Genomic DNA, 26904 nt, shown 5'->3' with positions numbered 1-26904 from the left:
TGTCTTGAGATGCGAGATAATTTGATGCTATGCCTGGCGATAATGACGTATCGATCATAGACGGAGTGAAGTTCGAGTGTAAATGCTGCGGTACTTGCTGTCTCAGGTACCCTTACTATGCGGTATCTCTTATCGATATCCAGAACATAAGCTCGTGGCTTGGCATGAGCCCGGCGGATTTTTTTGATCGTTATTGCGACGTCGTCGAAACCGCGGGGAGTTTCAGGTACTCTGTAATACTCGCCGATGACGGCTGTCCTTTCCTGAAAGAAAACCTGTGCAGCATCCATTTCGTAAAGCCGATCGGCTGCTGGGTATTTCCGGAATCCTCCCTGCTTTCGCTGACAAAGCTTAAGGTCAGCGTCAGCGGGATAAAGAGTTGCGGGCTGGCAGACCTTCCCGACGGCGATCAGATGCTCCGGACCGATATGGAGCTTCTTGCGGCCAGAGACGTGCATTTTGAGGCTACTAAAGAATATTTTAAGGATCACGATGCTTTCGAGGAACGTTCATGGCGCGAGGCAACGGAAAAACTAAGGAATAAGCTGGCCGATGCAAGAGAGATCGAGAAGCGTGCGGAGCTGATCCGGAAAAAGGCCGCTCTCGCCATAGACGGCTCAAAGCCTAAAAAAGAATGATCTCCAGGGCCAGAACGGCCGACGATGCCAGGATCACAAGCGGCGTTACCGTCAGCCCTATCCTGAGAAATTCTGTGACCCCGGTACTCCATTTTTCCACTCTCGCACATTCGAGCCACAGGATACCTGCCAGTGCGCCCGTTATCGTGATATTGGCCCCCAGGTTACTTCCTATGACAAGGGAATAAGCCATTGCGAGTGACATGTCCGGAGTCGCCGCGATGGAAGACGTTATCGGGACCATCATGGCTGTCATCGGTATGTTATTCACCAGGTTGCACATGAACGCCGAAGTGATGGAAATGAAGAACGTGGCGATGACCGGGTTCTGGCCTACGAGCGATAGTATAAATGAGCCGAGCAAAGCGTTAACTCCGCATACCTCCAGGCCTTTTACGACGATGAACAGCGAAATGACGAAGATCACGACTCTCCATGACACTCTTTTAGTCCTTAAGATCGGTTTTCTTTCTATGAGGTAGATGCATATCATGCCTATCGTAGTCACGACCGACAGCGGCAGGCTGAGATTATTGGCAAATCCGCATCCTATAAGTACGAATATGAGGACGGCGATGCCTGCCGCGACCATCCGTTTATCTTTTATCAGGCCTCTCGTGTCTTCATGCTCAGATACCGGGTAAGACCGGGGCAGGGAATCCCTGAACATGCGGCGGAAAATAAAATAATTCACTATGATCGCCGCCATGGTCGGGAGGAACATATATGCGGTAAAGTCAAAATAGCCCAGGTTAAAAGCGTCGCCTATAAGGATATTGGTCAGGTTGCCGATATACAGGAACATCGACGCAATGTTCGCCGCAAAGAAGAACGCGAACATGAAAGGCTTCGCGTCCAGGCCAGCTCTCCTGCAGAACTTCAATATTATCGGAGTCAGGGTAAGTATTGCCAGGTCGTTGGACGTGAAGGCGGTTATAAAGCATGTTATGATATATGTGTAGCTGAACAGCTTAAGCGCGTCACCTCTTGCGAATTGCATTGCTTTGACCGCGCAGTACTCGAAAAACCCGTAGTCGTCCAGAAAAGTGCTTATGACCATCAGCTCTATCAGTATTATTACGACGTTCCACGTGGTCACAAGCGGGGTGCCGTACTCCGCTGGAAAGCCCAGCGCCTCCAGTATGTGGTGCGGCTGAAGGAACACCATCATCAGTAAAGCGCCAAGAAGTGCCCCGGTAGCTTCGTTTAATTTCCAGGGTCTTACCATTATTAGAAAATATGTTAATATAAAGACGAGTATCTCGCCGATCATAAAGTCTCTGCCTTAGGATATGAACCTAACACCTTGAGTGTGGTACACTTATCCTTTAAAGCAGATATAGCTTCCTGTAATACCAGGTCCTCAGCGTGTCCTTCCACATCGATAAAGAACCAGTACTCGCCCAGCATTTTTTTCGAGGGCCGGGACTCTATTCTCGTCATATTGATGGACCTGTTCGCGAACTCTCCAAGGAACTCATATAATGCGCCCGGCATGTCCTTTTCCAGGTAGACGGCAAGAGAGGTCTTATCGTTTCCCGTAGGGGCATGCATCTTTTTACCGAATACGAAAAATCTTGTATAATTAGACTGGTAATCCTGTATACCTTCCTTTAGTACTTTAAGCCCGTAGCGGTTCGCCGACTCGGAGCATCCTATCGCGGCCATTTCCGTGAATTCCTGTGCCAGTTTGCCGGCATGTGCCGTGCTTCCGGTAGTCCTGACCTCGGCGTTCGGGAAATGCTCGCGGATATATCTCCTGCATTGCCCGAGAGCCTGCGGGTGCGAGACTATGACCTTGATGTCCGAAATGCCTCCCTTTGACATAAGGCATTGCTTTACCGGTAAAATCACTTCGCCGATGATGGGCGACTTTATCTCAAGGAGAACGTCTAGCACTATCCCTACGGCTCCCTCGACTGAGTTTTCGACCGGGACGATGGACTCGTCGCATATGCCTTCATCCACGCATCTTACCGCGGATTCCATATCATCGAAAAAGATCAGCCCGGCATCAGGTTTCCATTTTTTTGCCGCCATTTCAGAGAAAGTGCCTTCCGGACCGAGTAATCCTAGTTTCATTAAATGATAATGGGCTAAATACGTATTTAATGATATTCAAGGCTGGATGCCGGATATATGATCAATTGTTTTATTTGACATTTATTTCATATTAGTTGATATTTTGTTACATAACAATAAATTTTATTACATATTACTTTATTATGATTTTTAGCATTTGAAAATGCCGGCGGTGGAAAATTTGAGGAAGAAACTTGAGGCTATACAGTGCAAAGGCAGACAAAAATTTAAGGGAGTCTTCTTACGGTACGGGTCGAAATGCAATTACCGTAAAGGGAGGACCCTGACCGTGCTGGTGGCCGACATCAGGGATGATGAAGGCGAATTGATGTGCGACCACATGTGGTTTGACTTCGGGGACGGGTTCGAGAATATCGAGCTAAGGCCTTACGACACGCTTGAGTTCCTGGCTACGATAAAAAAATATAATAAGGGCTACAGGAGCCGGGATAAAGAGCATGATTACCGGCTGTCAAAATTAGAGGGTATAAGGAAAGTGTCAGCCGATGTGTTCTCTTTTTAAGCCTTTTATTCATTTTTATCCATCGGTGTTTTATCGTCCGCGATAAGCATAGTGAAGACTGTCCCCCTGCTGAAGCCGCAGGGACAATCAATGAATGCCCGGTGCATAAAAATGAGTGAAGGATGAAATACGCGCACAGATCGCCGGAGCACTGGCAGAGGCCAGATTCCCGGTAAACGATCTGAAGGGCTGTTAACCGCTTTCCCCATTGGGCAAATACAACGTCCCAGTACGGCAACATAAAAATGACGGCAGGCAATGCCGGTAAATCGCTCACTCCTTCCGTTCTCCCACTCAAGAGCGGCGATCAGGTCGCAGATATTATATTAAAAAAGGCCTGACATTAATTACGGTCTCATTCTTATTTTTTGGTAATAGTGTTTTTAATGATGAAGCCAATTTTTCAATGTTCATGTCAATTAAATGATCACATGTGCCCTGAAAATAATATTGCTCTAATGTGCAGGTACAGATTAACGATCTCAGTTTTGATATCATTAAAAAAATAAAAAGCGTTTTTCCGTTTTTAAGAAGTTCCCGCTTCCCGTTATGATCAAATGATCAGATCCATGCCACGTATTTACAATGGCATCCAAGGTGCCTGGGCATCTTTGGTATCTTGTCTATCTCCGACCACTGGTACTCGTTCTTCCCGCTGTAGCAGGATATGCATGAGTTGCCCCGTGCAGGCAATATCCTTATGCCTTTGCCGATATGTGTGGCCGATAAGCACTCAAGGTCGTTTTCGGCGAATGCCTGCAATATCTGTTTTTCCGTGTAAAGTTCGACGACCTCTTCCTTCTTGATATTCTCTAGCCCCGAGCATTTACAATATGATGTCTCTTTGAGGTGATCTACGAGCGGGCCCCATGAAAATACGTCATATGATTCACTGAGAAGGCGGCTGGCAGACTCTTTTACCGTTTCCCCTAACATGATCGATAGGGCCAGCTGCATTCCGATATCCTTTCTATGGGATTCGTTCAGAGGCAGGTCATCGTATGAATATTTTATCAGGCTGGAAGCGGCTTTTATATATGTCTCCGGTACGTTATACGGCCTGTTTAGCCACTGGCTTCCCGGGTAGTTCTGAAGTGCCCTGTACTGCGAGATCCTTTGTGCCGCCCTTCTTGCGTCCCCTTTCGATAAATATCCCAGCGCGTCCCTTTCCATTGAAGAATATTCTTTTTCTTTATCTGTCTTGTATGTCTCTATGAATTTTTTACCTGATTCGCTGGCTACATAAAGCCTCACGTCGGCGACCATGTCCGAGATGCTCTGCTGGTCCGTGTTCTCTATCGCGGCGCTGATCAGCTCTGATTTTTTGCCTTTTGCCTTTATATCGCGCCCTTCAAGGAGCTCTTTCAGGTCAGACACGCGATATTTTTTATCCAGCTTATCTTCAAGCGGTGCATCTTCCAGTAAGCCCATGCTTATCATATTTGCGATGCTCGCTTCAAAGTTGCCCACGATGGGAGTCCATGTCCGTTCCATGTCCCTGTCGATCAACTGACCGACCAGACACAACAATAGTTCCTTCTGGTCCGTAGAGAGACCTTCATTTTTATCCCTGGAGCTACGGTAGCCTAACAATCCGAGTATACTCAATTTACCATCCCCATAACATATTGAAAAATATAAGCACTTATTCTTTTTGCTCTTATTTTATATTTGGTTGCATATTAATCGCATATATTTACATTATCATGAAATCAACGAGATCTATCGGTTAAGGGAAAAGTTATTAAGCGCCGGTTACAAAAACATATCTGGTGAACCATATGTCAATAGAGAAGCCAAACTATAGCGAACATGCTGAGGCTCCCGGCGCTACGTCAATAAAAGAGCTGGAGATGATGAAACTGGAAATAGTGTCCCTGATGACCGGCGCCAATGTCCGGTTCCCTATAGACACGAGGGAGGAACTGTTAAAAGTATTTCCTAAGGCAACTCCGATGGCCTGTCAAAAAGGCGACCGGCTGTTGACGATGTATGACCTCATATGCAACCTCGATAATAATGATTTCCCGATAAAGAGCGCAGGGGACGCCGCATCATTACTTACTGCAAGATGTCCTCTGTGAATGCCGGATCACCGATCCGGTATTTTCTTTGATCTTGAAAGTCGAAATACTATTTTTCCATCAACAGCTTAATAAAAAAGCTACATCCAGTGATCTATTATTTTTAAAACGGCTTCGTATTCTATATTTTCAATACTTTGGTAATACCGGGCAATAAAAAAGATACGACATCGGACAAAATATTTTTGATATAATATTTATTATTATATATTTAATCAGCCAGAGTATTGCGTGATATTTATGACCGATATTGTCTTTCGGACAGCAGCTGACCTATCAAAAGCCATCCTTTCCGGAGAGCTATCCGCGGTCGAGGTGCTAGAAGCTCACCTGGGCCATATTCGGGAATATGATCCTTACATTAACGCTATAGTCACGTTAGATGCGGAAAATGCTCTCAGGCGGGCAAAAGAGGCAGATAAAGCTTTGGCCCGCGGGGAGGTATGGGGCCCGCTTCACGGGGTGCCTATGACTATCAAAGACTCTTTTGAGACCGCGGGATTACGCACCACGAGCAGCAATCCTGCCCTGGCGGATCATATCCCCAAAAAAGATGCTACGGTCGTGGCACGCCTGAAGGCTGCAGGCGCCGTCATAATGGGCAAGACCAACCTGCCCGAAATGGCCTCCGGCTGTCATTGTGACAGCCCGCTTTTCGGGCGTACAAATAATCCCCGGGACCTTTCAAGGACCCCGGGAGGAAGTAGCGGGGGCAGTGCCGCTGCTGTGGCATCATGTATGACGCCGCTAGACATTGGCAGTGACATCAGCGGCTCTATAAGGGTACCTGCACATTTCTGCGGAGTATTTGGTATGAAGCCGACCGATCATCTGGTATCATTCGCGGGCCATGTGCCGGGAACTCCCCGGGGTCTTCTTAGGTACCTGATATCAGTCGGCCCTCTGGCACGCTCAGTAGAGGACCTTGAGCTGGCATTGACTCTGATCGCCGGACCGGACGGGAGGCAGTGGGAAGTGCCGCCTGTTACCTTATCTTTACCATTAAAAAAAGAGCTGAAGGGGTTGAGACTGGCATGGACTGATGAACTCGGTGGAGTTCCCGTCACGGAGGAAACACGGTCCTCAATGGAAAGACTTGCCGGCGAATTAGCCCGGCAGGGATGCCAGGTAGAGAAGCTTAACCCGCCCGGATTTGATCTTGCCGAGGCCATACGAACAAGAACCGAGATCGAGTCAACTGCGATGCATACCGGGTCTACGCCTTTACATTTGCCACGGGCTTTTCTTCGCTGGCTGTCAGGGCTTAATATCAGGGATGACGCGTTCATTAGCGGGTATCTTAAGGGGGCGGGGTCGACATTGGGCACTTATTCAAAGGCGCTTTCAAGACGTGATAGACATATAAAAATTATGGAAACTTTCTTAGCAGGCCGTGACGCATGGCTCTGTCCTGTCGCTTCGGTGCCGGCCCCTCCTCATCCCGGCATACGAAACCATTTCGAGGAAATGCTGGCTTCCATCGATGTGGACGGTAAAAAAATACCTTATGACCTTGGCACTTTTGCATACACTAATCCTTTTAACCTTTCGGGAAATCCTGTCGTCGTTTTGCCGATGTCATCGACAAGCGACGGTTTACCGCTGGGGGTGCAGATCGTCGGGCGCCGCTGGATGGATATGGATATTTTATCCGTGGCAAAGGAGATAGCGAAGATCACAGGAGATTTTCTTCCGCCTAAGAATATTATAAAATTTTAATTATTTTTCTAAAAATAGTTCTAACTAAAAAATTAAATAATTTTGACATTTTTATATTATGGGGGAACGCAAAGGCTTTTACCTGTATAATAACTAATAGTTACTCCTGTATAGAAAAAAGTAGAAATATAGCCAGGAAATACAAACAATTTAAAAAATAGGTTTATCCGGCATATATATACTAATCTGGTTGTTGAGAATTATGGACATGCAAATAAGGCGGGTAAAAAGTTTTAACATATTCCTATTCTTCCTTATTGCAGTTCAGTTCGCCATACTCATGGGCGTTGCCGTAATCCTGATGTTCTCCCTGGTCATCGATATTTTCTCGATCTTATCTGTCATATCCTACGCTCTATTGCTACTGCTGAGCCTTCCGTTATCCGTATTGCTCTATAAGTCGAGCACAGACGGGACCCTGAAGGCCATATTTTTCGGATTGATGGCGAACTTCACGCTGCTCTCGATCTCCGGCTTCCTCTGGTACATATTACCGCTATCGTTTGATTTCTCCTGGCTGGTGACAGCAGGGAAGACAGCGATGGTCCTGGCATATTTACCCATCATTTACACTTTCTTCGTCCTGTTCAAGGCCCAGCATGAGAAGATAGAGCCATATATGAAAATATTCATCATTTTCATAAACATCACATCCGCGCTCCTGATACTGTATTTTGTCTTAGCCAATATACAGTGGGGAAGCAGCAATACTTTCAACATTATCATCTACACGCTTTGTACGCTTGCCGATGTTGTGATCCTGGCAATGTCCGCGATACTCATACTTGCCTATATGCCGACCCAGCTCAGGTATATTTTTTCCATAACGTTCATCTATTTCATACTCAGCTTCGCCGGCGATTCATTAACTCTTATCGATTATTTAGGATTATACGAAAACGTGGGCGGTTCCCAGTTCTTCTACGATGTGATGCTCATATTCATGTCCGTCGCCTTGCTCGTGTACTCACTTAGCAATATCAAGACCATAACGGTGGAAGAGGTCAATAAGAAACTTTCCGATACCCGCCTGCTGATGGATGACCTCATAACCCAGTCCCCGGACGCGATGTGTATACATGACACCGGCGGTGTCATAGTAAGGGCAAACGCAGCCTTTTATGACCTGTTCTATTTAAATAAGGATGATGTTATCGGGAAATTTAATATCTTTGAGCATATGTTCCGTATGGACGACGGCATCCGGTCGAAGATATTGAAAGTCAAGGACGGCGAAACGGCCATCATAAATGAAGTGAAGCTTGACCTGATGGTCAACGATGATGCCCGTTATGTTACGATAAAGATGTTCCCGACTTATGACTCGGAAGGGATGGTATCCAGCTATATCACCATGGTCGAGGATATAACGGAGCGTAAGCGCAGCGAGGAAGCGCTTAAGAGGGCATATGACGAGCTTGAGATGCGTGTAAAGGAACGCACTGCGGAACTCGGCATCACTAACGAGGCGCTACAGAAAGAGATACTGGAACATAAAGCAGATGAAGAAAAGATCAAAGCATCCTTAAAGGAAAAAGAGGTGCTGTTAAAGGAGATCCATCACAGGGTCAAGAATAACCTCCAGATAGTCTCGAGCCTGCTTAACCTGCAGTCTTCGAACATTAAGGATAAACACTATCAGGACATGTTCAGAGAAAGCCAGAACCGTATCCGCTCGATGGCCCTTATACATGAAAAGCTATATCAGTCAAAGGACCTGGCGAGGGTGGACTTTGCGGAGTACCTGCGAAGCCTTACAACTTATCTCAGCCATTCGTACCGGTCAGAAGCGTCCGGTATAAGCATTGTGACAAACATAGATGAAGTCTCCCTGAATATCGACTCCGCTATCCCCTGGGGACTCATCATAAACGAGCTCGTGTCCAACTCGTATAAACACGCTTTTCCTGACGGCCGAAGAGGCGAGATCTGCGTGGAATTCCACTCCAATGGCAATTGCCAGTATGTGCTGAAAGTCAGGGATGACGGGATAGGCCTTCCGGAAAGCCTGGATATTTACAATACGACATCGCTCGGGCTACAGCTTGTTCATATTCTGGCCGAGGAACTTAATTGTTCAATGAAAGTCGAAAGGTCGAACGGTACCTGTTATACGCTCACGTGCTCCAATGCGGAGCAAAAGGGCGAGTAATGTAAACCCTTTTTATAATTTTCTTCCGGCAGTCAGGCGATATTAAAATGATCGAATATATATTACAGGGCTTTATCCTTGGCATAGCATACGTGGCACCGATCGGAATGCAAAATCTTTACATAATAAATTCCGCAATAAAAATGGACCGTATCGGTGCCTATAAGGTAGCGCTTATCACCGTGCTTTTTGACATATCCCTGGCTATTGCATGTTTTTTTGGCATCGGGGTCCTCCTTGAGGCGTTTCCGGCATTAAAAGGGGCTATACTTGTCATTGGTTGTATAGCAGTCATATATTTTGGGATAAAGCTTATTATGGCCAAACCTTCCTTGAAAAGTGACGTGAATGTCGAGGCATCCACGCTGAAGGTGATCGCTATCTGCTTTGCCGTCACATGGCTTAACCCTCAGGCAATAATCGACGGCTCGATACTGCTTGGCGGGTTCCGCGCATCTCTGCCGGCCGTCGCATCGGACTTTTTCATCCTTGGTGTCGTACTATCTTCCTTTACCTGGTTTATGGGACTTACCACTGTGACGTCGCAGTTTAAAAAGGTCCTGGATGAAAAGACATTGCATTACGTAAACCTGATCTGTGGCGTGATCATAGTGTTTTACGGCTTATTACTGGGATATAGTTTTTTAGTGATGTTATGATCATATTATAATTATTGCGGGTCAGGATGAAAGGATCGGATGATCTATCGAACAATAAAAACACTGCCGGAGGTCTATCCATAAAAAACGATGATGCAGGTTATCATGTCTATAAGGCTCATATCCTGTTATCGTCGGGAGACGTCGAAGGGGCTATCAGTGAATTTAAAAAAGCCATAAACATAGAACCGGATAACGGGTCCGTACATTATGATCTGGGAATCGTATACCGCAGGGTCGGTAAAAACCGGGACGCAATAAATGAGTACAGGGAAGCTATCCGGATGGGCCCGGATAAGATGGAGTTCCATAGTAACCTCGCTGCCGTGCTGACGATAACCGGCGATCATGCCGGGGCAATAGAAGAATATAAAAAAGCGATATCGATCGACCCTTCTAATCCCGTCCTCCATTATAATCTCGCATATACACTGGAGTCCGTCGGGCTTTATGAGGATGCGAGGGATGAATATGAGGAAGCGATAAGATTAAAGCCCGATTTCGAGCAGGCAAAATTCTACCTGTCAATGTTAAAAGATCATGCGAACAAAAAATAATGCTGATAAATATAATATTTTGAAAGGAAATATTTACAATTTTAGAAAGTTATGAATTATGAATATCCTCATTGTATCCATCAATATGGCCGTAGAATGATACTATCAACAATAAATCTTGATTCCCAAAAAAATGAAATTAAAAAAGCTCAAAATATCTATATTTTTTAAAAATAAGCAAAAAAGTGCGCTGTAACTGCTTTATCTTCGCTGTCCGGCCTATTAATATTAATAAATTTCAAATTTGAATTTATTATCCGCATAGGATAAATATAAACCAATATAGCTACCTTAAAAAAATATCAAAAAATGATATCATAAGAGGGGCTTGACATTGGATATACTCAATGAATCTTTACCGGGCGACGCCGAAGTGCTGGAAGACCTTTTATTCAGCGCGGTAAGGTTTTGTGACATAACCAGCTATCAGTGCGAGATGTGTAAGTGCGATACATACAGCGGTGTCAGGTTATACTTGAATTCACATAAAGAGTTTCCCGACGACGAGTTGAACTTTTTCAACCTGCGGGTAATAAAAGGCTACAGAGGATTTGCAGTTCTCTGCGATGAATGCTGGGATGAATATGAGAGGCCGTTAAAAAAACTGATGGAAAAGATCGTCGGCGATATACGGCCGGAGGATGAGGTCTATAGCAAAGGAGATAACAGGGAAGGCATCTCAAAACCTGTGCATCTTTAGGCCTTTTAGAAATAGTTGATTGGGCTCAATAAAAATCTTATAGAGTTGAATTTTAATTATACCGTTTAAAAAAATTAACAAGGTCAATATGACCTTGCCATTATGATTATCTTATCCGTGGGTTTTCCGCAGACCGGGCAGGTTCCCGCGCCGGTCATTCCATGCGGCGTACCTAACAGCTTACAGTTGATGGCGTCTTCCAGCGCATGTCCGCAGGACTCCTCTCCGCACCAGTATAATTTTACCCAGCCGGACTCGACATGCTCCTTTGCCTCGTCAATAGTGGCGCATTCCTTTATTCTTGAGAGCATAGATACTCTTGCCGTTTCCAGAAGCTCGGACTGGTAGTCCATCAGCTTGTTCCTGACAGTTTCTGACAGGCCGTCCATTGATATGGATTCCTTCTTGCCGTCTCTCCTGACCAGCATGACGGAATTGTTCTTGATATCCCTCGGGCCTATCTCGATGCGGAACGGGACTCCTTTCATTTCCCACTTATAGTATTTGGCTCCCGGCCTTTCATCCGCATCATCTATCACCGTCTTAATGCCCGAATCGTTAAGGAGCGATCCTGCCTTTCTGCATACTTCCTTAACGGTCTCTTCCTCCTTCTTGAACACTATCGGGATGATGACTATTTGTGTCGGGGTTGTGTTCGGCGGCAGGACGAGGCCCTTATTATCTCCGTGAATGCCTATCACGGCAGCTATGCAGCGCTCGGATATGCCGTAGCAGGTCTGGTTTATCAGTTTCTGCTCTCCGGAAGCGTCTTCGTAAGTTATTTCGTATGTCTTTGCGAATCTTGTCCCCAGGTGGTGGACAGTCCCTATCTGTAATGACTTGCCGTCCGGCATCATAGTGTCGAACGCCATCGTGTAGTCAGCCCCCGGGAACTTGTCCCATTCAGGGCGCTTATTTACAATGAACGGCACCGCAAGCTTTGTGAAGAACTCGCTATAGACGCCCATCGCCTCAAATACCTGCTTCTCCGCATCTTCCCATGTCGTGTGGGCGGTGTGTGCCTCTTTGAACGACGTTATCTCCCTGAGGCGTATCAGGGGGCGTGTATGCTTGGTCTCATATCTGAAAGTGTTCACTATCTGGTAGACCTTCAGCGGGAGGTCCGCGTGAGACCTGATCCACAGCTTGAACATCGGGTAGATCGCGGTCTCGCTCGTCGGCCTCAGGGCCAGCGGTATCTCCAGCTCTGTCAATCCGCCGTGAGTGACCCAGTAGACCTCGTCTTCGAAACCTTTGATATGTTCCGATTCCTTGAGAAGTTCCGGTTTCGGGATGAGCATCGGGAAGTAAGTCTCCTGGTGGTCGACATCCATCAGGTCCCTAAGCATGTTATAGACCTTTTTCCTTATCTGGAAGCCGAACGGGTACCATACGTAGACTCCTTTGATCGGATAGCGCACGTCCATGATCTGCGCCATCATCAGTAGCTCGTTGTACCATTCGCTGAAATTATCCTTTGTGGGTAACGATTTAGATTCTTGTTCCACGATATCACCCGATATACGTTTAGGCATAATAGGCTGTCTATTATTAAAGTTTACTATGCCATGGTAAATAGGTTATACAATTTTTTATCTGATATGACGGATATCCTTAAATAATCACATGTATATTTAAATTCGGTGAAAACATGGTTATCGGAGTGACGATGATTAACGTCGTGCCGGGCGAGGAGCGCTCGTCCTATAACGAAATTTTGAAAATAGATGGTGTAAGGGATGTTTTCCATGTATTCGGAGAATATGACTTTATAGTCATCATTGACGTAAACGGGCTTTCAGAAATAAATAAGACCGTTGATACTATCAGGGAGATCAAGGGCGTCACTGCGACCAAGACCATTATTGGCGCCGAGTTATAGTTTTAGCGACTATACTCATACGATACTATTTCTTTTTACTGTGTAGATTACGGTCAAGTGCGTGTCAACACTGATCCTATAGATCATTCTCGGACAGGTCGTTAATGGCCATAATCCTGCAGGCATTACATTCAGGCACTATATATCGCATCATATATTACGATCAGTTGATCATTACGTCCCGGTCATGCCGGCATGATAATGGCTGCCTGTGCTTTATAATGGTCAGTATGTTCACTTGTATCGTTCTAACCGTTGTATGAAAAAGCACCTACAAAATACTTAAATAATGCAACTGATATTTGATTTAAAAACATTAAGATTATTAAAATAACGAGATTGATCCTGATGTCTGGCGTTGAAAATTACGTACTTGAAACATTGCTTACGCTATGTCTTCTCCTGTTCGCCGCAAAGATCGGCGGAGAGGTGGCAAAGAGGTTCGGCGTCGCCGCGGTAGTGGGCGAACTGTTCGCCGGTATAATTTTAGCGCCCACTCTTCTGGGCGGCATACACATACTTGATATGCAGCTCATCGTTGTTAACGAAGAAGTGAAGATGTTCGCAGAACTGGGTGCGATATTACTTCTGTTCCTCGTAGGTCTCGAGACGAGGTTCGCGGACTTCAAGAGAAGCGGCCTTGTGGCCACGATAGTGGCGATAGGCGGTGTAGTCGTACCTTTCGTGCTTGGATACGGCCTTGTTATAGCATGGGGATACCCGGCAACAGAGGCGATGCTGGTGGGCGCGGCCCTGACAGCGACAAGTATCGCGATAACCGTAAAGGTCTTGAAGGACATAGGAAGATGCCAGACGAAAGAAAGTACGATCCTTATCAGCGCTGCGGTGATAGACGACGTTTTAGGCTTGATAGTGCTTGCGATAGTGCTTGGCCTGGTGAACGGCGGAACCCTTGACCTTGTCGAAGTGGGCATCATCGCGGTGAAGTCGGTAGGATTCTGGCTTGCGCTGACGCTTGTCGGAGTGTTCATACTGGCAAAGATCATCGACAGGCTATGTCCGAGAACACAATGTTATCATATGACTGACATGTCCGAACTCCTCGAAGGTCCGACCGGAGAAGGTACACATTGTGTCATAAAATGCCACGGCCCGCAGGAAGCCTCTGCCATAGCAATGTGCTTCGGATTTGCATATGCCGCAGGTATCGCAGGGCTGGCGCCGATATTAGGGGCGTTCGCGGCGGGTATGTCGATCGCAGAGACAAAAGTGCTTCCGACAGTGCAGGAGGTCACGGAGAAGATCAACTTCATAATGGCCCCACTGTTCTTCGTAGTGATCGGTACTTATGTGGACCTGACCGGCCTCACGATGAACTCTTTGATATTCGCGATATGCCTGATAGTGCTGGCAATGCTGGGCAAGATCATCGGCTGCAGCATTCCCGTATATCTGTTAAATAAGAGCTTCCCTGAAGCGGTCATAGTGGGCCTCGGGATGATGTCAAGAGGCGAAGTCGGTCTCATCATTGCCGGTATCGGCGCGACATCCGGCGTGTTTTCCCCTGATGTGTTCTCAGCGGTCGTCCTGATGGTTGTTGTTACCACTGTGGTAACACCGATAGCTTTAACGGAATCCTATAAGCGCTTAAATTTCAAGCACACCGAGCCTCAGCCTGAACTGCTTGACGAAGAATGTGCGAAGGAACCAAAAAAGTCCAAAAAATAGGATAAAAATTTTTCAGGTGCATCACAGGATGCACCTTTTAGCCTTTTTAGAAATAGTACCAGATATACTTGTATTCATTGATGTCTTCGTTATCGGCCATAAGCCTCTTCAGGTACTCATATATCGAGACGTCCGTGTAGACATACGCGTCACACACGGCAAGCTTTGACTCCCATGGATAGAACCTGTAGGCCCTCATTCCGTCGGGCGTGATCATTATGACCTCATGGTCCTGCCACGCCCTCAGGTGGGACTTTCCCAGCTTAGGCACGTTGAAGACGGCTTCATCGGTCCTTTCCAGGCCGGGAAGAAGCCTGGCCTCCTCTTTCCTTTCTTGCTCTATCCTGGCTATCGGGACCCTGAAATCAATGGTCTCTTCCTTGCCCTTGGTGTTGAACGAGTAGTACGGATCCACGCCCGATATTTTCAAGACCTTACGAAGCAGTGCGGATTCAAACTTCCTGCTATTATAATACGTGAACACCTGCTGGTTGTATACGCTAATGCCAGCCCTTCTTATCTTCTGCACCGCTTCCATCGTTTCCGGCGTAACTTCGGTGGGGTGCTCAAAGTGGGTGACTATGCAGACTTCCCTCTTGCCCGGTACCTGGCACTTTTTCAGGATCTCTATCAATTCATCATTTATCCTGAAAGGCATCGTGATGATAGTTCTTGTGCCTATCCTTATCCTTTCTACATGATCGATGGCACAGATCTCCCCCAGCAGCCAGTTTATATACTGGTTGTTTAGTGTGAACGGGTCTCCGCCTGTCACGAGCACTTCCGTGATACTCTCGTTATCCTTTATCCACTGTATCGCTTTTTCGACGGTGCCCTTAGTGACCTTAGCATCGTCAATGCTCTTGATCTCCCAGTTCCTCTGGCAGTATACGCATATCTGCGGACAGGAGTCATATGGCTTAAGTATCAATATCTGCGGGTATCTTCTCGTTATGCCCTCTATGGGACTGGTCGACTTCTCACCCATAAAGTCCAGGTCCAGGCCTGAAAGGCGGTTGTTGACCACGTTCTTACAATACCTGACGCTCGGTATTACCTGCGCCCTGATGGCCCTGTCGCGCTCGGACCTGCCTTCTTTGTTGAACAATGAGAGATAGAACGGGGTTATCTGGAAGGGTATATTATGCCGTTCTGCGTACTCGAGGCCTTCGATCTCGTCGTCCTCGAGCCTGACCAGGTCTGATATCGTCTTTACGTCCTTGAATATATGCTCCATATGCCATGTGTAATCGTTCCAGTCTGATTCCGTGGCACCGAAATATGCCATGATATCATTTTTAAGCTCAATCGTCTTTTCAATGATCTTCGGGTCTAATCCGCTGGCATATTTTTTAAAATATTCTTTCATTTTCATGGAGTAGGTGTCAAGATACAATGAGCGGTTTATGGCTGCCTGACGGCCGTCCATCTCGAGGCTGGGATCGTAATAAGTCTCAGTGACGTGTCCGGATTGACCGTTAATGCCGCGTATCAGGTAAATGAACTCGACTAAAAAGCCCTTGTCGATCTCGTTAAGGACATTCTTGTACCTTGCGAGGTCATAGATGATGTTCAGCGCGGAATACCCTGTCAATTCCTCGTTCTCTGTCCTGATCACGTTCTTTAAGACCCTTATGCACTCTTTTGCATTATTCTTCTCAAGAATGTGCAGGTCCCTTAAAGGATTATCCGAGTATATGTTGAAGTAATCTCTTTCCAGGTCATTAAGATAATCAAAGAATCTATCCCTGGCCTCTTTAAGGCTGCTCGAACTTTTCATTATCTTCTTTATCCGGGGATCAGAATCCCACAGTTCCTCTACAAGCTCATTTTTGGAGAGCTGCATTATTTCCTGTAAATTTTTTAAAGGCGCCTGCTCCCTATTATCACGGGAAATATCGGACGCCATGTTAGGTGAGCCTTTAGTCTCACTATTTGTATCCGTATCGTGCATAAAAGTAGGTTTTAAATTAACCCATTATATATCTTGTGATAAAACATTTATAATATATCTATTACGTAATAAATTTCTTTAAAATATTAATATTGTTTCATACTAAAATAAAAATATGATCATATCCCGTCAGGTATTCTGCAGGTACTTATCCCTGTCCTCAAATGACTCTTTTGCCGTTTTCCCGAAACTTGAGAAGATCTTATTGAATATGGCCGATACCGGGCCTGTCTCAATAATGAATATCATGAGCGCGTTCATTATGATGCTGAACAGGATTATTGAATAGGTGACGCTCTGGATCAGGTCACCGCCCGCTATGCCCTGCTGTATGGGGATCGATGCCAGAACTGCGGCAGCGAGACCTCTCGGGATCATTATCGCCATTATCGAAGCGTCATATTTCGGCGTGGTCTTCGGGATGGATATCCATACTGTCGGTATACGAAGGATCAATAGGATAATTGTCATAAGCAGCCCGATGTATAGCACCGATACGTCCGTGAGGTGTATTGACAGCCCTATGTAGACGAAGAAGAATGTCTTTAGCAGGAACACAAGCTCCGAGAAGAATAATTTCTCGGTCTCGTTGAGTGATATGGGGCGAAGGTCGACGTGCCTCTTATGCAGCGGCTCTTTAAATATCTCAATATTGCCCAGCGTTATGCCGAATGCCAGCGAAGCTATGGCCCCGCTGTATCCAAGCATTTCAGCTATCGCATATATGATAAAAACGAAAGCAGGCGTGGTAAATATCGAGTTCTGGATCCCTCTTACCTTATTCAGGAATATGGACCAGCTTAAAGCACCTATGATGCCGATCACACCGGCCAGAATGAAAGAAGCCAGCATTTTTCCGATGATAAGGCCGGGGTTTATCTCCCCAAACTTAAGAGCCTCGATGAATGATATGGCCACGACTATACAGATGACGTCGCCAAGGGCCGATTCCAGGCTGAGCACGATCTTACTTTTATCGTGCATCTTAAGCTGCGAAACAAGAGGTATGATCACAGTCGCCGCAGTGCCTCCCACTATAGAACCGAGGAGCAGCGCGCTAAAAACGCTCATTTCCAGAAGCATTACGCCGATGGCGCTTACGATGGCCATCGTGATAAGGAAGTTCAACACCGTTAAGGCCATAGCTCCACGTAACGCCTTTCTCAATACGTCCAGCCGCAGGTCGATACCGCTCTGGAACAGTATCACTATCAGCGTAACCGTCGCGAACACCGGCCCGAATGCCCCGAATTCCTCCGGGGGTATCAAGCCCAGTATGGGGCCCAGGAATAACCCTATTATCATTAATAGGAGCACATCAGGTATCTTTGTCTTGCTGAATAGCGCAGCGAAAATGTGCGCCAGGAATACCAGAAGGCCTATTAAAAATATGACAGGTGCGACTTCCATAATATACCTCTATAATAACAGGATGATATGACAGGATTGTCAGAGTTCTGAGCTTGCTGGATAAACGATAAAGCTAGAATGTAAAGATACCATTATCAATATAAATCCTTGTCGATTATTTTCATCTATGGATCATGTTGTCTATATAGCCTTTTTTATGAGCGCTTATGATTTTCTCAGGTATCCGTATTTAGGCGAAAATGCCATTCCGGACTGTATCATCTTCTCTACCCATTCTTCAAATTTTTCCCTGGATATATTATGAAAAGATACCTTGTTCCAGTACTCTTCGACGGACACATCGCCTCTTAGCGAAAGCTCTTCGAAAGTATCTTTAAGCACTGTCTGCTGTCCGGCCTTTTTCGTCTTTCTGGCTTCCAGTTTCATAATTTCGTCGACTTTACGTTTATCTTCCAGAAACCGCTCATCATGAATATCTTCCGGGATGTTCCCGGCTGAAACACCGGACAGCGCACCACTGGCCTTGATCTCATCGAATGCGGCCGTATCTCCCGACATACTGGCGTTTATGCCACCCCTGGCTGTCTGGGCTTCTTTAAGATCGTCCGTAGTAAAGAATACCCTCAGCTTCGAAGTCTCATGCTTTTTATTACAGTTCCTGCATGAGATCGTCTTCGGCCCCGTCTCGATTATGAAGGGGTTCCTGCATTGCGGACAAACTACTACGGCATATCTGTGCATAGTGATAGACTGGCGTGAGATGGTATAAAAATATTAGTATCGTACTCTGAAAGTTATTCAGCCAAAAACATTTTATGTTCGTAAATATACGAAATATGTGGGTAAAAAAATGAAGTGTATATTTTGCGGAGAAGAATTCACTCTGGAGGGAATAAGATCGACATGCGGCAGCTGCGGCGAGAGCCGGGATTGCGATAAGGTGAGGTGCCCTGCCTGCGGCCAGGACAATCCCCGTGTAAAAGAGCTAATAACGATGATGAATGACCTATTAAAATCAAATGAATAAAAAATACATGTGTGCGAAAGCGCTCTGATCTTTCACACACATTTGCTTAAGACGAAATCTGCCAGAGCCTTGCTTTTTTCCTTGCCCGTCATCAGGGTGTCGAACCTGTCAACCTCGAAGTCATACATCGATAAGTCGGTGTTATCCCTTTCATCCATTATGAACACGTCGACGACATCCTTATAGAACTCGGCGACGCCTCTGGTCGATGCCTCAAGGCCTTTAGCTTTCATGAGCTTCGCGGCAGGCCCGCTGACAGGCTTATCCCCGATGAACGGGCTTACAGCGACTACGAACTTTATCTTCAAGGCATCAGCCACTCCTTCCAGCGCGAGTATCGGGCCTATGCTCGTTATAGGGTTACTCGGGCCTATGATAATATTCTCGGAGGCGTTCAACGCTTCCATCACCTCGTCCGTAGGTTTCAGGGTTCCGAAGAGCCTGGCTTCTGTCACTTCCGGCTCTCCGCGGCAGGTCACCCAGAAGTCCTGGAAGTGCATATCGCCTTCAGTGGTGCTTATGACCGAAGTGATATCATATTCGCTCATCGGAAGGACTCTCGATCTTATCTTATAGGAGCTGCAAAGCTCCATTGTGGCCTCGGTCAGGGTATTGCCGTTCCTTATCAGCTCGGCGCGGCGTATCTGCGTCGCCCTGTCCCTGTCCCCTATCATCAGCTCCTCATAATGGCCTATCGCTTTTAATGCCTCATGGGTGTGGAACGTGTCTCCCTTTATTCCCCACCATTTACCGTCATCTATGATGCCTGCCAGGGTGTATATGACCGAGTCAACGTCGGGGCTTACCATATTGCCGGAGACCCATATGTCCTCGGCCGTGTTCACAATAACGTTCAGATCCTCGCTATCCTCAAAACCCCGGAGTAATTTCGGAGTACCAGTACCGCCTGATAAAACTGAAAACATTATAATACCGATACTCTGTATGCGGTCAATCATCTTAAAACTTAATAATCACCATCCTGCATGTCCCACTAGCTTTTTGTACCGGCCACATGAAAATGCCTTATATACGGCGTACAGCATGCCGTACCCGGATATCGGGCAATCTTATTCGATAATGCCGGTTAAACCATCTGACTTACCGACACGGCGCAGTACTCTTATTCTATCCATGTAAACCGATCGGGAGCTAAAAAACTTTTATAATTTTATAATGATCCCCGTTTTAGACGAAGAGTACATAACACATGATGAATATACCTTATTCCCATTCCTTCAGGAACAGGTGATACGAATCCGGACCAATAGCATAGAGGCGCTTGCGTAATGGCATTTGAGTTTAAAGAGGAAAGCATAATACAGCAAGAGACTGATCTGTTCATCGGAGTATTAAAATGGATATTATATGCAGCGTTCATCGGAATAATGGTGGGCGTATCGACAACTATATTCCTAAAAGCTCTGGGATGGAGCACCCAGTACACTCATCAATATAATTATTATTTCTTACTATTGCCACTGGCTTTTTTTTCGAGCTCATGGCTTATAAAAAAACTGGCGTCTGAGGCGGAAGGCCACGGAACCGATAAGGTCATCGAGGCCGTGCACCTTCGCTCCGGGAAAATAAACCCGATGGTAATTCCCGTGAAACTGGTCGCGACAGTCCTCACGATAGCTTTCGGCGGGTCTGCGGGTAAGGAAGGGCCGTGCGCTCAGATCGGCGCAGGACTGTCTTCACTGTTCGCGGACATCTTCAAGTTCAGCGACGAGGACCGTAAAAAATTCGTCATATGCGGCATAAGCGCAGGTTTTTCATCCGTTTTCGGGACTCCGATAGCAGGCGCGATATTCGGCGTCGAGGTGCTTTTCGTAGGGAACCTGCTATACGGGGTACTGTTACCTTCTTTTATCGCGGGCATGGTAAGCTTCTATGTTACCACGCTGCTAGGGATCACTTATTTGTACAGCCCCCTTCCTTTTGTGCCGGACCTGAGCGAGATGTTCCTGTTGAAAGTTATCGTTTCAGGCGTGTTCTTCGGCATCTGCTCGCTCGTTCTCATCGAGTGTATGAACTATTTTAAAAAGCTGTCAGGAAAAATAAATGCCAGCGAGCATGTGAAGGCTCTGGTGGGCGGTTTCTCGCTTGTGGTGCTGGCACTGATATTCTCCCCGATGTACCTCGGGCTTGGAATGGATACCGTCGAATCGACAGTACAGGGAAACACTGTCGAATGGTATGCCTTCCTCCTTAAGATGGTGTTTACCGGCATAACATTGAGCTTTGGCGGCAGCGGCGGCATACTGACGCCAATATTTTTCATAGGGTCGACAGCAGGCGTATTCTTTGCGGAGGTATTCGGGCTTGACATTGCCACGTTCGCGGCGATAGGGCTGGTCAGCGTGCTCTCCGGCGCGACAAAATCCCCGATCGCATCGAGCATCATGTCGATAGAGATTTTCGGTCCGCATATAGGGCCATACGCAGCCATCGCATGCATAATAAGCTTCATTATAAGCGGTCCCAGGAGCGTCTATCCATCACAGGTATTTTCCCTTAAAAAATTCATCTGACAGAAAGAAAATATAGTATCAGTGTCAATTTTACATCTATGAGCCCCATAAGAGACCCCATTCACGGTTATATAGAGATCAGCCCTTATATCGAAGAGCTGCTGGATACAAGAACTATGCAGAGGCTCAGGAACGTGAAGCAGCTGGGCTGGACCAACCTTGTTTATCCCGGGGCGAATCATACAAGGTTCGAGCATTCGCTGGGCACATATTATCTCGCGAGCAAGGTCTCGGCAGAGCTTTCCCGGGAAGAGCGCATGGAGATCGAGATCGCGGCTCTTTTGCACGACATCGGCCACGGTCCGTATTCACATGATTCCGAGGACATCATCGAGTTTTATACGAGAAGGAAACACATGGACGTAAAGTTCCTTCTTGAAAAAGAGGAGATCTCCACAATACTTGATAAATACGGCATATCGGCTTCAGCTATTTCCAGCCATATAATGGGAAAGACGAAAATAGGGCAGATAGTGAATGGAACGCTGGATGTAGACCGGATGGATTACCTTATACGCGACTCATACTACACCGGCGTCGCATACGGGATGGTCGATTATTCTCATCTTTTACGTAACTTCAAGTTCCACGACGATAATATCGTGCTTTTCCACAGGGGACTAAAATCCGCGGAATCGCTCCTTATGTCAAGGTTCCTGATGTACCCTTCAGTCTATAACCATCATGTCGGCCGAATAGCCGGTGCGATGTTCGTGAACGCCCTTGACGTGGCGATCCAGGAGAACGATCTTGACCCGACGCACCTGCAGTTAATAGATGATTACGAACTGAACGTCCTGATGAGGGGTTACAACAAGTACTCTTCCGAGATGATCGACCGGCTTAATAACAGGAACCTTTTCAAGAGGGCCATCTACGTGGGCTTTGACCTTGTCGATAAAAGCATTGTAAAATATGCCAAAGCGCATAAGGAGATCGAGAGCGAGATAGCCAGGCTTGCCGGTATCGACAGCGGCTATGTGCTCGTCGACATACCTAAGGTGCCGGAGTTCAAAGAGAAGAACGTGAAAGTCCTGATGGAAAACGAACAGCTGAAATACGTGGACAACGTATCCGAACTCGTCAGGATAATAGAGCAGTCTTATGCCAGTGACTGGCGTATGGGCGTATACACGCTACCTGAGCATCGCGAGAAAGTGGCCGGTATCGCCAGAGATTATTTCAACGTGGAAAAAGTGGCAAAACAGGCAAAGCTAGAGGTCGCATAAATGGGCCGGATAGTACTGGAAGGGTCTCGGGGAAGGGTATCGATAATATTGAACGCTGTAAGGCTTGGCCCTGACACGCTTGTGTATATCACGGGCGGCGATGCGCATATCGGCGCCGCCGCAGTGGGAACTTTCACCGGCGGCCTTGCCAGCTCTTCAGTGATAACAGTGCCATCGCACAGGGACGACCGTGTTGCCAAGGATGCTGCTGAAAAGCTCTCAAAAAGCCTGAGATCGAACGTAGTGGTCGTTGCCGGGATACATTATGATAATATGACGCCCGATGAGATAACGTCGGCGATCAGAATTTGTGAAGAGCTTATCGTAGAACTGGTGGAAAAGCTATGCAAAAAAGAATAGTTATCGCAATGACGGGCGCAAGCGGCGTGCAGTATGGCATCAGGCTTGTGGAGGTCTTACAGGGAAAGGCCGAGACCCATCTTGTCATGTCAAAGCACGCTAAAGAGCTTATCGAGTTCGAATCTGACATTAAGGTCGAAGACCTGATAAAAATGGCTTCCTATCATTATGATGAAGAAGATTTTATGGCACCCATAGCCAGCGGCTCGTACAAGTTTGACGCGGTGGTGATAGTCCCGTGCACCATGAAAACTTTATCCGCGATCGCCACAGGGTATGCGGAGACGCTTATAGCCAGGACTGCCGATGTCGCCTTAAAGGAGGGCAGAAAGCTTGTGCTGGTGCCTCGTGAGATGCCGCTGAACCTTATCCACCTTGAGAACATGGTAAAAGTGAAACAGGCGGGCGGCTCGATAATGCCGGCATGTCCGGGATTTTATAACAGGCCGAAGACCATAGACGATCTTATAGATAACGTCGTGGGAAGAATACTCGACCAGATAGGCATCGAGAACGACATTTTTGAAAGATGGGGAGAACCGAAAAAGAGAAGGTCGTCTCCAAAAAGCTCATCTAAAAAGAAATGAGTGGATTGTGAAATGATATAATATGTTACTTATCGAATATTCCGGGATATTCACTAATATCACTGCCGGCGGAGCACAGGACTACCAGATGCCATCATCCTTTATCCTGCTGATAGTAGGGATAGTTTTATTGTTACAGTTAAGAGAACGAAAGTTAAGATTACAGAAATTTATTTTACTGCCCTTATTCATGATCCCGTTAACGCTGATGGTCTCCTTAAACGACATCCTGGGCGGATGGCTCAATATCATCATACTAATGTTCGGGCTTGCAATAGGAAGCGGTTTAGGGTATGCGATCTCAAAGTTCATGAAGGTGAGATCGGATGACAACGGCAATATCCTGGTAAAAGGATCGCTGATCGGGACCGCTGTCTGGATGGGTATCCTGATCGTCAAGATGTATGGGAAAGACCTGCTGAAAGGTTCTCACCTGCTTGACACGGGTCTCCTTATTTCGTTCTTTCTAATGGTATCACTGGGCACTATTCTTGTCAGGCGATATTATCTCTACGTAAGATACAAAGAGCTTAAGAGTGCCGGAAAGTAGGCCTGTAAAAAAGATCTGTAGAAAAACGCCTGATATGGGCCGGCCAGTATTTACTTTTTACCGCATACGGGACAGACGGGGTTCTTACAGATCTTTAGTTCATGGAATTCCATGTATTCCCCGTCATACACGAGCAGCCTTCCCGCCAGCGGTTCACCGATGCCGAGAATGACCTTTACCGCCTCTGTCACCTGCAGTGCGCCTATCACGCCCGCGGTGGCGCCAAGTATCGGAAAGATCTCGTTCGGCGGGGCTTTCGGAAAAATACATTCAATACAGGGGGTGCTGCCGGGTATGATCGTCGTCAGCCTGCCTTCCATGCCCCATACGGAGGCGTATATCAAAGGTATGTCGTGCTCTATGGACGCCCTGTTCAGGAGATACCTTGTCTCAAAATTATCCATGGCGTCCATTATTATATCGCAGTCCCGGGTAAGGTCGTAGACATTATTCTCATCGATCCTGCCGTTAAAGGCCTCGATATTTATATCCCTGTTCATCTGTGTGAGCTTCTCATGCCCGCTAACGACTTTAGAGACCCCTACATCTTTCTCCCAGTGCAGTATCTGCCTGTTAAGGTTTGAGAGATCCACGGTGTCCATGTCCGCTATGACGATATTGCCGAACCCTGCGACGGCCATGTATTCGGCTATGGGGCTGCCCAGGCCACCGCATCCGGCCACGAATACTTTTGTATTTTTAAGCTTTTTTTGCCCTTCTTCGCCGAATCCTCTCATGATGATCTGGCGGTCATATCTCTTTATCTCTTTACCTGATAATTCCCCGGCCTGCATGGTAACCAGTTATATTGTAATCTGCTAATACATAATTTTTCATATGGTGGAAGTCACGATAGTTATTTGTTAACCATTAAAAATTTATATATATTAGTATTATTATATTATTCATTGATATTTTATAGTAGTGATTCCTTAATCATGCAATAAAATATAATCCAGTGGGCTAATAAATGTATATAAATGCCCCTCTCTAAGCAACAATCTTATATATCAAAACATGCTTTAAGGGGTATGTAACATACTAACATGCCAACGTGGCGGAGTGGCTACGCAAACGCCTGCAGAGCGTTGTAATTCCGGTTCGAGTCCGGACGTTGGCTTCCTTTTCTTTTGATTTCAATAACACCGATAAGTTTATCTATTTATCATATTCGTTATATAAATGTCTTAAAGTGCTCACGGACTATTATTTTTTGGCCATATGCGCTTTGATAAAAAAATATTTCAAGTATAGCGGGTATTGATTCACCGGCTGATGATAATCATGATCATCTCACTTCCTTGAGGAGGTATTACGTTGGGTTTTAGAGAATTCATCGAAAAATTAAAGAAAGATGGCGAACTCCTGGAGATCACGAAGCCCGTGTCGCCCATTTTTGAGGCGCCGAAAATGGCTTTTCAGGATAAGCGCCCGATACTGTTCCAGGACTGTATGGGCCGCAGGGCTGCAATGAACGTTATGAACTCCAGGGAGTCATTTGCTAAAGCCCTGGGCGTAACCCCGGAAAATATCATCAATAAGCTCTCAGGAACTTCTTTTGATGGCGAGGTAAAACATGTCGATAATTCGCCGATGTTCGAGGTCAGGTCAAAGGCAAACCTGTCAAAACTGCCCATAATGAAGCATTTTAAAAAGGACGGCGGGGCCTATATCACGGCGGGCATAGTCGTATCGAAGTATAAGGATAATGTCAACGCTTCGATTCACCGGCTCATGGTCGTTAACGATACCACTCTGGCAGCCAGGCTGGTACCGCCCAGGCACACATATGTGATGCACAGGGAGGCGGCAAAGCATAACGAGCCTCTTCAGGTGGGTATTGTCATAGGCGTCGACCCTGTTACCGTGTTCGCGGCGTCCACAAGAGTCCCGGAAGGAAAGGAGTGGGAATATGCGTCCTCCCTGAAGGGAGAGCCCGTCGAGCTGGTCACCCTTGATAACGGCGTTGAAGTGCCGCACGGAGAGATAGTTCTGGAGGGCAGCATCGATCCGGTAGAGAAGGTTAAAGAAGGGCCGTTCGTAGACATTACCGGCTCATACGACCATATCCGGCCGGAGCCGATAATTAATCTGACAAACATGTATACCAGAAAGGACCCGATATATCACGGAATACTCCCGGGCGGCAGCGAGCATAAGCTTTTAATGGGTGTCCCGTACGAGCCGTTAATATATAAGGCGGTCGGTGGCGTGACCAAGGTCAGGAACGTGGTACTCACAGAAGGGGGCTGCTGCTACCTTCATGCTATAGTCCAGATAGAGAAGCAGACCGAAGGGGATGGAAAGAACGCCATCATGGCAGCATTCGCGGCGCATACGAGCTTAAAGCACGTCGTGGTCGTTGATTCCGACATTAACATCTTCGACCCGATGGATGTGGAATACGCCCTGGCCACAAGGGTAAAAGCCGACAGGGACGTTATGATAATATCCAATGTCCGGGGAAGTTCGCTGGATCCCGTATCGGAAGATAACGTGACTTCAAAAATGGGTATAGATGCTACGAAGCCATTAAAGGCCAGTGAAAAGTTTGAGCGGGCTAAGATCTAAAAAGCCTGCAATATCTTTTTTGTTCTTTTACTTAAT

Annotated in this window: 26 protein-coding genes, 1 tRNA gene and 1 pseudogene; 19 read left to right on the top strand and 9 right to left on the bottom strand. The window is 46.6% G+C overall.

Features of this window, described 5'->3' with window-relative positions; translation table 11 throughout:
- Positions 1-29 precede the first annotated feature (29 nt).
- Positions 30-638 carry a YkgJ family cysteine cluster protein gene (locus CUJ83_RS11395; RefSeq protein WP_230742441.1) on the top strand — a complete coding sequence of 203 codons (609 nt, stop codon included), beginning with the start codon at positions 30-32 and terminating at the stop codon, positions 636-638.
- Here CUJ83_RS11395 and CUJ83_RS11390 read toward each other — a convergent pair.
- The gene (locus CUJ83_RS11390) at positions 625-1911 is read right to left on the bottom strand and encodes an ArsB/NhaD family transporter (protein WP_230742440.1); all 1287 of its coding nucleotides are present in this window, start codon (positions 1909-1911) and stop codon (positions 625-627) included. The two genes, CUJ83_RS11395 and CUJ83_RS11390, sit on opposite strands and share 14 nt — an antisense overlap.
- Positions 1908-2720 (bottom strand): prephenate dehydratase, encoded by an 813-nt coding sequence (gene pheA / locus CUJ83_RS11385; protein WP_230742439.1) that lies wholly within the window; start codon positions 2718-2720, stop codon positions 1908-1910. The genes CUJ83_RS11390 and pheA overlap by 4 nt, the downstream gene beginning before the upstream one ends.
- A gap of 181 nt (positions 2721-2901) precedes the next feature.
- Here pheA and CUJ83_RS11380 point away from each other — a divergent pair, with 181 nt between their 5' ends.
- Both CUJ83_RS11380 and CUJ83_RS15940 read left to right on the top strand, forming a co-directional pair.
- Positions 2902-3243, top strand: coding sequence for a hypothetical protein (locus CUJ83_RS11380; protein WP_230742438.1), 342 nt, complete (start codon positions 2902-2904; stop codon positions 3241-3243).
- 206 nt (positions 3244-3449) lie between these two features.
- Positions 3450-3584 (top strand): annotated as a pseudogene (locus tag CUJ83_RS15940) (MTH865 family protein); the annotation flags it as partial.
- A 220-nt stretch (positions 3585-3804) separates the two neighbouring features.
- On the opposite strand, the gene CUJ83_RS11375 reads toward CUJ83_RS15940, so the two are convergent.
- On the bottom strand, positions 3805-4851 hold the full coding sequence (locus tag CUJ83_RS11375) for an SAP domain-containing protein (protein WP_230742437.1): 1047 nt from the start codon (positions 4849-4851) through the stop codon (positions 3805-3807).
- Positions 4852-5024: 173 nt separating this feature from the next.
- On the opposite strand from CUJ83_RS11375, the gene CUJ83_RS11370 reads away from it, so the two are divergent.
- The 6 genes from CUJ83_RS11370 (at position 5025) to CUJ83_RS11345 (ending at position 11114) form a co-directional block, all read left to right on the top strand.
- Positions 5025-5327: an MTH865 family protein gene (locus CUJ83_RS11370; protein ID WP_230742436.1), complete on the top strand. Its 303-nt coding sequence runs from the start codon at positions 5025-5027 to the stop codon at positions 5325-5327.
- Between the two features lie 240 nt (positions 5328-5567).
- The gene (locus CUJ83_RS11365; RefSeq protein ID WP_230742435.1) at positions 5568-7046 is read left to right on the top strand and encodes an amidase; all 1479 of its coding nucleotides are present in this window, start codon (positions 5568-5570) and stop codon (positions 7044-7046) included.
- A gap of 202 nt (positions 7047-7248) precedes the next feature.
- Positions 7249-9198 carry a PAS domain-containing sensor histidine kinase gene (locus tag CUJ83_RS11360; RefSeq protein ID WP_230742484.1) on the top strand — a complete coding sequence of 650 codons (1950 nt, stop codon included), beginning with the start codon at positions 7249-7251 and terminating at the stop codon, positions 9196-9198.
- 47 nt (positions 9199-9245) lie between these two features.
- The gene (locus tag CUJ83_RS11355) at positions 9246-9857 is read left to right on the top strand and encodes a LysE/ArgO family amino acid transporter (protein ID WP_230742434.1); all 612 of its coding nucleotides are present in this window, start codon (positions 9246-9248) and stop codon (positions 9855-9857) included.
- Positions 9858-9883: 26 nt separating this feature from the next.
- The gene (locus CUJ83_RS11350) at positions 9884-10414 is read left to right on the top strand and encodes a tetratricopeptide repeat protein (RefSeq protein WP_230742433.1); all 531 of its coding nucleotides are present in this window, start codon (positions 9884-9886) and stop codon (positions 10412-10414) included.
- Positions 10415-10748: 334 nt separating this feature from the next.
- Entirely contained in the window at positions 10749-11114 is a 366-nt protein-coding gene (locus CUJ83_RS11345) for a hypothetical protein (RefSeq protein WP_230742432.1), read from the top strand.
- 83 nt (positions 11115-11197) lie between these two features.
- On the opposite strand, the gene proS is transcribed toward CUJ83_RS11345, so the two are convergent.
- Complete coding sequence (gene proS, locus CUJ83_RS11340; RefSeq protein WP_230742431.1) at positions 11198-12622, bottom strand: proline--tRNA ligase; 1425 nt, start codon at positions 12620-12622, stop codon at positions 11198-11200.
- 143 nt (positions 12623-12765) lie between these two features.
- On the opposite strand from proS, the gene CUJ83_RS11335 reads away from it, so the two are divergent.
- Together CUJ83_RS11335 and CUJ83_RS11330 are read left to right on the top strand one after the other, a co-directional pair.
- On the top strand, positions 12766-12996 hold the full coding sequence (locus CUJ83_RS11335; RefSeq protein WP_230742430.1) for an Lrp/AsnC ligand binding domain-containing protein: 231 nt from the start codon (positions 12766-12768) through the stop codon (positions 12994-12996).
- A 348-nt stretch (positions 12997-13344) separates the two neighbouring features.
- Complete coding sequence (locus CUJ83_RS11330) at positions 13345-14685, top strand: cation:proton antiporter (RefSeq protein WP_230742429.1); 1341 nt, start codon at positions 13345-13347, stop codon at positions 14683-14685.
- Positions 14686-14731: 46 nt separating this feature from the next.
- On the opposite strand, the gene CUJ83_RS11325 is transcribed toward CUJ83_RS11330, so the two are convergent.
- The 3 genes from CUJ83_RS11325 to CUJ83_RS11315 all read right to left on the bottom strand — a co-directional run bounded on the left by CUJ83_RS11325 (position 14732) and on the right by CUJ83_RS11315 (position 18751).
- Positions 14732-16639 (bottom strand): KamA family radical SAM protein, encoded by a 1908-nt coding sequence (locus CUJ83_RS11325; protein ID WP_230742428.1) that lies wholly within the window; start codon positions 16637-16639, stop codon positions 14732-14734.
- 129 nt (positions 16640-16768) lie between these two features.
- Positions 16769-18049 carry a cation:proton antiporter gene (locus tag CUJ83_RS11320; RefSeq protein WP_230742427.1) on the bottom strand — a complete coding sequence of 427 codons (1281 nt, stop codon included), beginning with the start codon at positions 18047-18049 and terminating at the stop codon, positions 16769-16771.
- Positions 18050-18214: 165 nt separating this feature from the next.
- Entirely contained in the window at positions 18215-18751 is a 537-nt protein-coding gene (locus tag CUJ83_RS11315; protein WP_230742426.1) for a DUF5817 domain-containing protein, read from the bottom strand.
- Positions 18752-18860: 109 nt separating this feature from the next.
- Between CUJ83_RS11315 and CUJ83_RS11310 the strand changes: the two genes are divergently transcribed.
- Entirely contained in the window at positions 18861-19037 is a 177-nt protein-coding gene (locus CUJ83_RS11310) for a hypothetical protein (RefSeq protein ID WP_230742425.1), read from the top strand.
- A 32-nt stretch (positions 19038-19069) separates the two neighbouring features.
- Here the strand turns inward: CUJ83_RS11310 and cofD are convergent, their stop codons facing one another.
- On the bottom strand, positions 19070-19963 hold the full coding sequence (gene cofD, locus CUJ83_RS11305) for a 2-phospho-L-lactate transferase (RefSeq protein ID WP_369424233.1): 894 nt from the start codon (positions 19961-19963) through the stop codon (positions 19070-19072).
- A gap of 363 nt (positions 19964-20326) precedes the next feature.
- Between cofD and CUJ83_RS11300 the strand changes: the two genes are divergently transcribed.
- Genes CUJ83_RS11300 through CUJ83_RS11280 form a run of 5 tightly spaced genes read left to right on the top strand, consistent with a single transcriptional unit; the run spans position 20327 to position 24297 of the window.
- Positions 20327-21571, top strand: coding sequence for a chloride channel protein (locus CUJ83_RS11300; protein WP_230742423.1), 1245 nt, complete (start codon positions 20327-20329; stop codon positions 21569-21571).
- Positions 21572-21609: 38 nt separating this feature from the next.
- Positions 21610-22800 carry an HD domain-containing protein gene (locus CUJ83_RS11295; RefSeq protein ID WP_230742422.1) on the top strand — a complete coding sequence of 397 codons (1191 nt, stop codon included), beginning with the start codon at positions 21610-21612 and terminating at the stop codon, positions 22798-22800.
- On the top strand, positions 22801-23160 hold the full coding sequence (lpdD, locus tag CUJ83_RS11290; RefSeq protein ID WP_230742421.1) for a prenylated flavin chaperone LpdD: 360 nt from the start codon (positions 22801-22803) through the stop codon (positions 23158-23160).
- A complete protein-coding gene (locus CUJ83_RS11285) occupies positions 23145-23747 on the top strand; it encodes a UbiX family flavin prenyltransferase (protein WP_230742420.1) in 603 nt (200 codons plus the stop codon). The genes lpdD and CUJ83_RS11285 overlap by 16 nt, the downstream gene beginning before the upstream one ends.
- 22 nt (positions 23748-23769) lie before the next feature.
- Positions 23770-24297: a CcdC protein domain-containing protein gene (locus CUJ83_RS11280; RefSeq protein ID WP_230742419.1), complete on the top strand. Its 528-nt coding sequence runs from the start codon at positions 23770-23772 to the stop codon at positions 24295-24297.
- 50 nt (positions 24298-24347) lie between these two features.
- On the opposite strand, the gene CUJ83_RS11275 is transcribed toward CUJ83_RS11280, so the two are convergent.
- On the bottom strand, positions 24348-25091 hold the full coding sequence (locus tag CUJ83_RS11275; protein WP_230742418.1) for a HesA/MoeB/ThiF family protein: 744 nt from the start codon (positions 25089-25091) through the stop codon (positions 24348-24350).
- A gap of 254 nt (positions 25092-25345) precedes the next feature.
- Between CUJ83_RS11275 and CUJ83_RS11270 the strand changes: the two genes are divergently transcribed.
- Positions 25346-25417: transfer RNA gene (locus CUJ83_RS11270), tRNA-Cys, on the top strand.
- A 197-nt stretch (positions 25418-25614) separates the two neighbouring features.
- Positions 25615-26868 (top strand): UbiD family decarboxylase, encoded by a 1254-nt coding sequence (locus tag CUJ83_RS11265; RefSeq protein WP_230742417.1) that lies wholly within the window; start codon positions 25615-25617, stop codon positions 26866-26868.
- Positions 26869-26904: the final 36 nt, after the last annotated feature.

It is taken from the genome of Methanooceanicella nereidis (genome assembly GCF_021023085.1).
Lineage (GTDB): Archaea > Halobacteriota > Methanocellia > Methanocellales > Methanocellaceae > Methanooceanicella > Methanooceanicella nereidis.
Note: the sequence above shows the minus strand (reverse complement) of the source record. Positions and strands in the feature narration are given on the sequence as shown.

Excerpts from the sequence above, each read along its gene's own strand:
- CUJ83_RS11285 (WP_230742420.1), top strand. The coding sequence starts at position 23,145 with ATGCAAAAAAGAATAGTTATCGCAATGACGGGCGCAAGCGGCGTGCAG.
- CUJ83_RS11355 (WP_230742434.1), top strand. The coding sequence starts at position 9,246 with ATGATCGAATATATATTACAGGGCTTTATCCTTGGCATAGCATACGTG.
- CUJ83_RS11325 (WP_230742428.1), bottom strand. The coding sequence starts at position 16,639 with ATGCACGATACGGATACAAATAGTGAGACTAAAGGCTCACCTAACATG.
- CUJ83_RS11365 (WP_230742435.1), top strand. The coding sequence starts at position 5,568 with ATGACCGATATTGTCTTTCGGACAGCAGCTGACCTATCAAAAGCCATC.
- CUJ83_RS11390 (WP_230742440.1), bottom strand. The coding sequence starts at position 1,911 with ATGATCGGCGAGATACTCGTCTTTATATTAACATATTTTCTAATAATG.
- CUJ83_RS11275 (WP_230742418.1), bottom strand. The coding sequence starts at position 25,091 with ATGCAGGCCGGGGAATTATCAGGTAAAGAGATAAAGAGATATGACCGC.
- CUJ83_RS11295 (WP_230742422.1), top strand. The coding sequence starts at position 21,610 with ATGAGCCCCATAAGAGACCCCATTCACGGTTATATAGAGATCAGCCCT.
- CUJ83_RS11300 (WP_230742423.1), top strand. The coding sequence starts at position 20,327 with ATGGCATTTGAGTTTAAAGAGGAAAGCATAATACAGCAAGAGACTGAT.
- CUJ83_RS11335 (WP_230742430.1), top strand. The coding sequence starts at position 12,766 with ATGGTTATCGGAGTGACGATGATTAACGTCGTGCCGGGCGAGGAGCGC.
- cofD (WP_369424233.1), bottom strand. The coding sequence starts at position 19,963 with ATGTTTTCAGTTTTATCAGGCGGTACTGGTACTCCGAAATTACTCCGG.
- CUJ83_RS11370 (WP_230742436.1), top strand. The coding sequence starts at position 5,025 with ATGTCAATAGAGAAGCCAAACTATAGCGAACATGCTGAGGCTCCCGGC.
- CUJ83_RS11280 (WP_230742419.1), top strand. The coding sequence starts at position 23,770 with ATGTTACTTATCGAATATTCCGGGATATTCACTAATATCACTGCCGGC.
- CUJ83_RS11360 (WP_230742484.1), top strand. The coding sequence starts at position 7,249 with ATGGACATGCAAATAAGGCGGGTAAAAAGTTTTAACATATTCCTATTC.
- CUJ83_RS11330 (WP_230742429.1), top strand. The coding sequence starts at position 13,345 with ATGTCTGGCGTTGAAAATTACGTACTTGAAACATTGCTTACGCTATGT.
- pheA (WP_230742439.1), bottom strand. The coding sequence starts at position 2,720 with ATGAAACTAGGATTACTCGGTCCGGAAGGCACTTTCTCTGAAATGGCG.
- CUJ83_RS11320 (WP_230742427.1), bottom strand. The coding sequence starts at position 18,049 with ATGGAAGTCGCACCTGTCATATTTTTAATAGGCCTTCTGGTATTCCTG.
- CUJ83_RS11315 (WP_230742426.1), bottom strand. The coding sequence starts at position 18,751 with ATGCACAGATATGCCGTAGTAGTTTGTCCGCAATGCAGGAACCCCTTC.
- CUJ83_RS11310 (WP_230742425.1), top strand. The coding sequence starts at position 18,861 with ATGAAGTGTATATTTTGCGGAGAAGAATTCACTCTGGAGGGAATAAGA.
- CUJ83_RS11395 (WP_230742441.1), top strand. The coding sequence starts at position 30 with ATGCCTGGCGATAATGACGTATCGATCATAGACGGAGTGAAGTTCGAG.
- lpdD (WP_230742421.1), top strand. The coding sequence starts at position 22,801 with ATGGGCCGGATAGTACTGGAAGGGTCTCGGGGAAGGGTATCGATAATA.
- CUJ83_RS11350 (WP_230742433.1), top strand. The coding sequence starts at position 9,884 with ATGAAAGGATCGGATGATCTATCGAACAATAAAAACACTGCCGGAGGT.